The organism is Aminobacter sp. P4_D5 (assembly GCF_056401815.1).
On record NZ_JBFUIP010000249.1, the window covers coordinates 1 to 5,797 of the forward strand.

At 57.6% G+C, this 5,797-nt stretch carries 4 protein-coding genes and 2 pseudogenes; 2 read left to right on the forward strand and 4 right to left on the reverse strand.

Going from position 1 to position 5,797, the window contains the following annotated elements; genetic code table 11:
- Positions 1-113: pseudogene (locus AC1DWF_RS29520) on the forward strand (IS6 family transposase); the annotation flags it as partial.
- A 483-nt stretch (positions 114-596) separates the two neighbouring features.
- On the opposite strand, the gene AC1DWF_RS29525 reads toward AC1DWF_RS29520, so the two are convergent.
- From AC1DWF_RS29525 to AC1DWF_RS29535, 3 genes are all read right to left on the reverse strand, one after another.
- On the reverse strand, positions 597-1,205 hold the full coding sequence (locus AC1DWF_RS29525) for a hypothetical protein (protein ID WP_476842393.1): 609 nt from the start codon (positions 1,203-1,205) through the stop codon (positions 597-599).
- A gap of 144 nt (positions 1,206-1,349) precedes the next feature.
- Positions 1,350-2,516 carry a DUF1194 domain-containing protein gene (locus AC1DWF_RS29530; RefSeq protein ID WP_476784762.1) on the reverse strand — a complete coding sequence of 389 codons (1,167 nt, stop codon included), beginning with the start codon at positions 2,514-2,516 and terminating at the stop codon, positions 1,350-1,352.
- 994 nt (positions 2,517-3,510) lie between these two features.
- Positions 3,511-4,713 (reverse strand): succinylglutamate desuccinylase/aspartoacylase family protein, encoded by a 1,203-nt coding sequence (locus AC1DWF_RS29535; protein WP_476784763.1) that lies wholly within the window; start codon positions 4,711-4,713, stop codon positions 3,511-3,513.
- A 322-nt stretch (positions 4,714-5,035) separates the two neighbouring features.
- Here AC1DWF_RS29535 and AC1DWF_RS29540 point away from each other — a divergent pair, with 322 nt between their 5' ends.
- Entirely contained in the window at positions 5,036-5,308 is a 273-nt protein-coding gene (locus AC1DWF_RS29540) for a hypothetical protein (protein ID WP_476784765.1), read from the forward strand.
- A gap of 172 nt (positions 5,309-5,480) precedes the next feature.
- On the opposite strand, the pseudogene AC1DWF_RS29545 reads toward AC1DWF_RS29540, so the two are convergent.
- Positions 5,481-5,797: pseudogene (locus tag AC1DWF_RS29545) on the reverse strand (hypothetical protein); the annotation flags it as partial.

Genomic DNA, 5,797 nt, shown 5'->3' on the forward strand with positions numbered 1-5,797 from the left:
CGATCATCCTGTCCGGCATCGAGATGGTCCACATGATGCGCAAGCGACAGGCGAGATACGCCTTCAATCCGAATCCGTCCCTGGCCGAACAGTTCGCAATTCTTGCCGCATAATTGGCCTCGGACCAGCCTTCTTTGCGCTTCCAATCAGCCGTTGCAACAAAACCTCGCCATGAGCATATGAATAGTCTAGCGCGAACGTCAGGTTTTGGTAATTAACACCCACCATTTTGATGGCACCAAGCAAGAGTTGCCTAGTGGATGTCTACAGCAAAGCAATTGTGGAATCGAGAAAAATGAGGTGTGCCTCATTTACCAAAAATGACGTCTCTTGGACGGGGTGCTCCAATGTGCTCAGCATGTTCCATGCAGAGTTTCGGGACAAATCACTTAGCATAGCGAGCTCGTCATATCCGCCGTATGCTGCAACTACTTCGCAATACCGGGTATGATGCAACTTGGTTGGATTCCATTGTAATCAGAGGTGTAATCAGATGCTGGCTTCGTTTCTGAAAGTTCCAAGCTCAACTCAAAAGATGTCCGGCCACGCCGGCCATTGCGGTTTTTTCTAGCTATCGAGGTCTTTTTCATTCTCGATCAAGCTCCCGGTTCTCTTTTGGCAAGACGTACTACTACCGGCTTGACCCACCCGTCTGGCGACAGCAGCATCCAATCGGCCGCGGCCCATATCAGGCAACAAGTCATGAAGCTCAGAGACAACAGCAGTTCCTGCAAGTTTTCCAGCAGCGCAAGCTCCCGCCAGAGCGCAGCCCCGCCCACAAGGACCGCTGGTACACGGCTTACCAGGACCAGATCCTTGCAGAAATCGGCAACGCGCATGCCACCCAAGGCACTGCCGAATTTTCCCGCTGCGTGCAGTAAACCGGCCGAAGCGGCAAGCCAGGGATTGCCCATGATGACCAATCCGATCCCGAGAAGGATTGCGCCGATGCCAGAAAGCACATCGCCTTGTCGATTGAGCTTGGGATYGGGTGGCGCGCCGTTTGACCAGGCCCTGGTGTAGAGGAGGCCGCCCCAGAAAAACACGAGCGCGGCGCCAGTTAACGCAGCAGCCGCCGGACTGCCTACAACATGGACAATGCCGCGGCTCCACACGCTGGCCCCGTCATCGCGGGAAACATCCGCTGCGAGTGCGACGCCGAGCCCGACGATGAAGCCCAGTGAATTGCCCAAATTGTAGAGCATGCCGGGATCTCGCATGCGGCTCTCGATCCGCTGACGAGCGCTACCATGAGTCACGAGAGCACCGCATGGTCGCATGTAGTAAAATAGCGAAATAGGGCAACTGCTCCTCCATAGATGTGGAAGTGGATGGCCGAGCGGGGCACCTCATCGTGGCGTTTGTCGCGTGATGTTGCTGGCATATTGCGCGGCCGTGGTGCCGACGATCTCCAGAACAAGCTTGCGCCGAAGCGCCATTGCATATTCTTCCGGCTTGCTCGGCGCGATCACAAAGGCTCCCGCCCCCGTGATAACGTTGTTTTCCAGATATCCCGGCAGGTCATCGGTTATTCCGGGGTCGTCCCGCGAGACCGCAATGCCGTTGACTATGTAGCCGACTTCGAATGCTCGCGCCCGGCTGTCGTTGAGCGGTAGCCCGTCATTGTTGGTGCCGTTCGTGGAAACGTCGATGACCTTGCGCCCCGCATGGCCGGGATAACTGTCGAGCAGCAATCTGCCAGCGTCGATGGCGAATGAAAGCGAGGTTTTGCCGCGCCCCCTTGGCTCGGTGCCGTCGCTTCCACGTTCAAGGATGAGGCCCGCCGCATTGCTGGCATCTTCGGCGCCGCATAGTCTCGTCCAGGGAAGGATGACGGCCAGCTTCCCAACGCTCGACCATTCGACATAGGAGATCGCGACGCATCCGATCGGACCGCCTGTAATGGCATTGGCGACCTCGGCGGATCGTAGCGCCTCGACATGACCGTTGAGCTGCAGCTGAGCCGTATCAGGGCCGATAGAAGAGGACCTGTCTACGGCGAAGACAATCGCCGTGTCCACCGCGTCGCCCTCGATGGCAAATGCCGCGTCGGGCGAAAACGCTACCGAGTGCAAGGCCACGATTGCGACAGCAAGTGAGCCGCAGAAGGCGCCCCTTTTTCGAGCCGAAAATTTCCGACCGGCTGAAAACATGCTCAAGGCGGTCGGGCGTGAGCGTACTCCGACGGCGAGGGCTGAGTTTGCCATATGCATGCGAGAGTCTCCGGATCGGGAGATTGGCTTTGGCTTCAGGGACGGATCGCGTCCGGTCATCGCCCGTCGAAATCGAGCGGCGGCCGGCCCTTTTGACGCTTGTCCCGGCCGCAAGGCGCCCGCATCAGCATCAACAGCCTGATGACATCGTGAAGGACTTCGGAGATATCTCTCAGCCAAAAGCGTATCATTTTGCGCTCCCTCGCCACACGCTGTCTTGCCATTGTTGACATGACTGTACCTTCCGGCCGGAGACTTAAGCCTCGCTCCGCCGAACGCGTTACAGACTTGCTCTTCCAGCATCTGCGATGGTTATCGGGGGATTGTTGTGGAAATATTTGATCTTAACAAAATCAAGCGTTGCCAAGGAGGAACGGGCCAGTTGAGGCAGACTTCATTCGTCCTTTTTCTTTCGGCGAGGTGAAGAGGGATGCGGACGATGCGCTTCGTTGTGGCGCCGCGTCTACGGGGCCAGGATTGATGTTGCGCGGCTGGTTGATGTTCTCGGTCCGGCCGAATTGCTGAGAATGTCGTCTCCACTTCCTAAGATGCGGAACGCTCCCGTAGAGGGCGTACCGCCATGTTCAGGAAAGACTAGTCACTCAGCCGCCGATGCAAGCAGATGGCACTGCTCTGCCCACCCCCCACGATAGGTGTCCCTGTACTATGGTCATCGTCTGCTGACCATTCGAGTAGGTTGTTCCGTCTGGTCCCATGGCGGGCAAATCGATAGCGGTCGCTCCGTTGATGGATACCGAGGCGTGGTCACCGAGGAGGCGCACTGCCAAGCGTGTGCCGTCCTCGCACCTGTAGTCACTGACGGGATACGGGTTGCCTGCACCGATCGCCGCGCCTGATGCGGGAAGCTCGATGCTTGCAAGCGTCAGGACGCTGATTGCTGCGATCGATAGTTCTCTCCACATGATAGTCCTCCAAGCTGGCCCACTAGCGTAGGCGAAGTGCCCGCACGAAAGAAGTCGGAGGAAAAATTCCTCAAACCGCGCGAAGTCCYAGATCTCGTCCGTCAATTCCGCCGGGCCCGATTTGCGAGCCATACTGGTGTTGCTCCTGGCCTTGGTGGCCTGTGTTGGCCGAGGCCGTTGGGGTGAAGCATCGCGGCCCCGTGGATCTCGCCAACTTCGATCTCACGCCAGTGGCCCGATTGCACGTTGATGCGTTGTTCGGAGCATCCTTCAAGGGCAATTTCGCACGCGAGGATGTTGCTCAAACCAGGTCGTGTCGAGGGCTAAGTCGCGATGCTCGTAGATACTCCTGAGCGGTCGCTCGCGTAGATGATCTATTCGGGGTAAATTTCAACACCGTCTTGCTGCGACTTGTTGAACAGAATGAATACGAGAGGGTTGCCGGGCTCGGACATTGCATCGCTGCGCTGTCCCGAAATCTCTCCAGCCACTTCGGCTGTATACTCCGCTACCACTTCGCCGAAGCTGTTGCGCTGGATGGCCACTTTTTGTCCGGGCACAACTTTGTCATTGAGTTTGACGAGATGCTCGACGATCCCACCGGCAGTGGCTAGAACCGGGAACCCGCTATTGCCGACAAAGACAGCCATGTCCTTGGCAGTGCGGCCTATCGGTCCGGCAACGATCCCGTAATGCTTGAGGACGTTCATCGTCCCTTCCACGAACAGCGCGATCATCTCACGATCCAGTACGCGGGCAGCGCCGATCTCCGGTGCAATTGCCGGGATTCCCGCGTCTATGAACGCATTGTGCAAGACCGTGGGATAGGCGGATTTCGGCATGTTGAGAATCTGGCCGACAGGATAGAGATCCAACATCGCCTTGACCTCGGGCCTGTCTATCTCGCCGATGTTGAATGCGGTGACTTCGAACCCGGTCGTCCCAGTGTGGAAATCGATCGCTGCTTCGGCGTTCGGTCGCAGTAGCCTGTTGAACAGCAGCCCTGCATGGCGGCTAGCTGCAGTGAGGCCGTTCTCATTTCCGGGCCATTCCCGATTCATGTCGATCAGATCGATGCCTCTGCCCTGGTTCGGCCACCGGCGTTGCATGCTTTCCAGAGCGGGGCGGGATATGTCGGTGACTGCCGTCACCGTGCCGGACATCTTCGTCGGATCGAGCTGGTTCACCACGGTCTGGACAGTGTGTATGGAACTCATCTCGTCACCATGCACGCCGCTTGTCAGGACGACACGCTTGCCCGGCTTGGCCCCCTTTGCCACAGTCACCGACACGTACCAGTGCTGCCCTGTGGGTGTCTCCACACCCTGAAAATACAGGCGATGCTTCTGCCCGGCTTCCAGGTCGTTCACGTCGAGCGAAGTGATGACCTTCTTTCCGTCGATGACGTCACCTGTGTAGGAGGTCCCTTGGGTTCCAGTCGGCGCCGCATTTGCTGGTACCGAAGCCGCTCGTACCTGCGTCGGTCCCGCCACCAGCGCGGCAGCCGCACCGATGGTGGTGGCCGACGCAATTATGAAGTCCCGACGATCGAGCCGTTTTCCATTTCCATTCGCCATAGATATGGTTCCTTGTAAGAGGATCTCCGCAGATGGTTTGCCATGTGCGTCGAATCTGATCAAACCTGTTGCGTCCAGAATAGTAGTCCACTGGGCTCTTCATCGAGTACAGCCCAGCAGAAAAGAAATGGACACGGCGCCCAAGATTGGGATGGTATGCAAAGCTAGGCGATGCAGCACCAAACCGAGCTGAGCAATCGCGTCAGGCACCTTCGAGACCGAGCAATGCTGTCCAGGGGGTAGCGATGCTGGAGGCGCCTAACAGATTGCGCTCGGCGCCAATTGGTCGGTTACCCCGCAGGCACAGCTGACCTATTCGGCTATCGATCGTGACGACTTCACCGGCCTCTTCAGCGGCGCGGTTTCGCTGGCGGATACGCATAATCTCAGGGAGCGTCTCGCCAGACAAGCCGTCTCTATGCCTACGGCATCGCAAACCTCTACTACGACTTACAGTCGAACTCGGATGTCAGGCTTTCCGCTGTCAAGCACACCAGCGAACAGGACGCGTTGTGGGGTCGCCTCGGTCTTGGGGGCACCTTGGGCAATGAGAAATATGCCCTTTATGGCGAGGCCACGATCGACACCAGTCTGAACAATTTCGGAGACAGCTATACCCTGACGGGAAGAATAGGCTTGAATGCCAAATTCTAGGCGGACCACAATGAGGAAATTGCTTCCTCATTGTGGCGGATACGTCGGCTTTGCGCTTGAGCGGACATCCTCCAGTGCAGACCGGAATGACCGACGCGGTACGGAGGATGCCCTTAGGGGCGACCGCCTGGACCCGTATTCATCTCCCGAAGCTCGGTTACGAACTGCTGAGGCCGCAGGTATTTCGAGGGAACCTTGTATCCCATGGAGCGGGCGATATCGCCGGTAAAGGCGTTGCAATTGTAAACCGAAGCCTGCCAGAGCCGCGTGGTATCCTGAAGCTTGCGTATGTGCGCAACGACGTTGTTATACTCGGCCTGGTTTAGCATCACCCGCCAACTCGCTGACCTGTATTGTTCTTCCAAGTCGCCATCGCTCGCTCCGGTTTCGGCGGGCACCGGCACAAAATGACCAAGGACGTAAGGAACTT

Coding starts and splice junctions, on each gene's coding strand:
- AC1DWF_RS29530 (WP_476784762.1), bottom strand. CDS start 2,516: ATGCTGGAAGAGCAAGTCTGTAACGCGTTCGGCGGAGCGAGGCTTAAG.
- AC1DWF_RS29535 (WP_476784763.1), bottom strand. CDS start 4,713: ATGGCGAATGGAAATGGAAAACGGCTCGATCGTCGGGACTTCATAATT.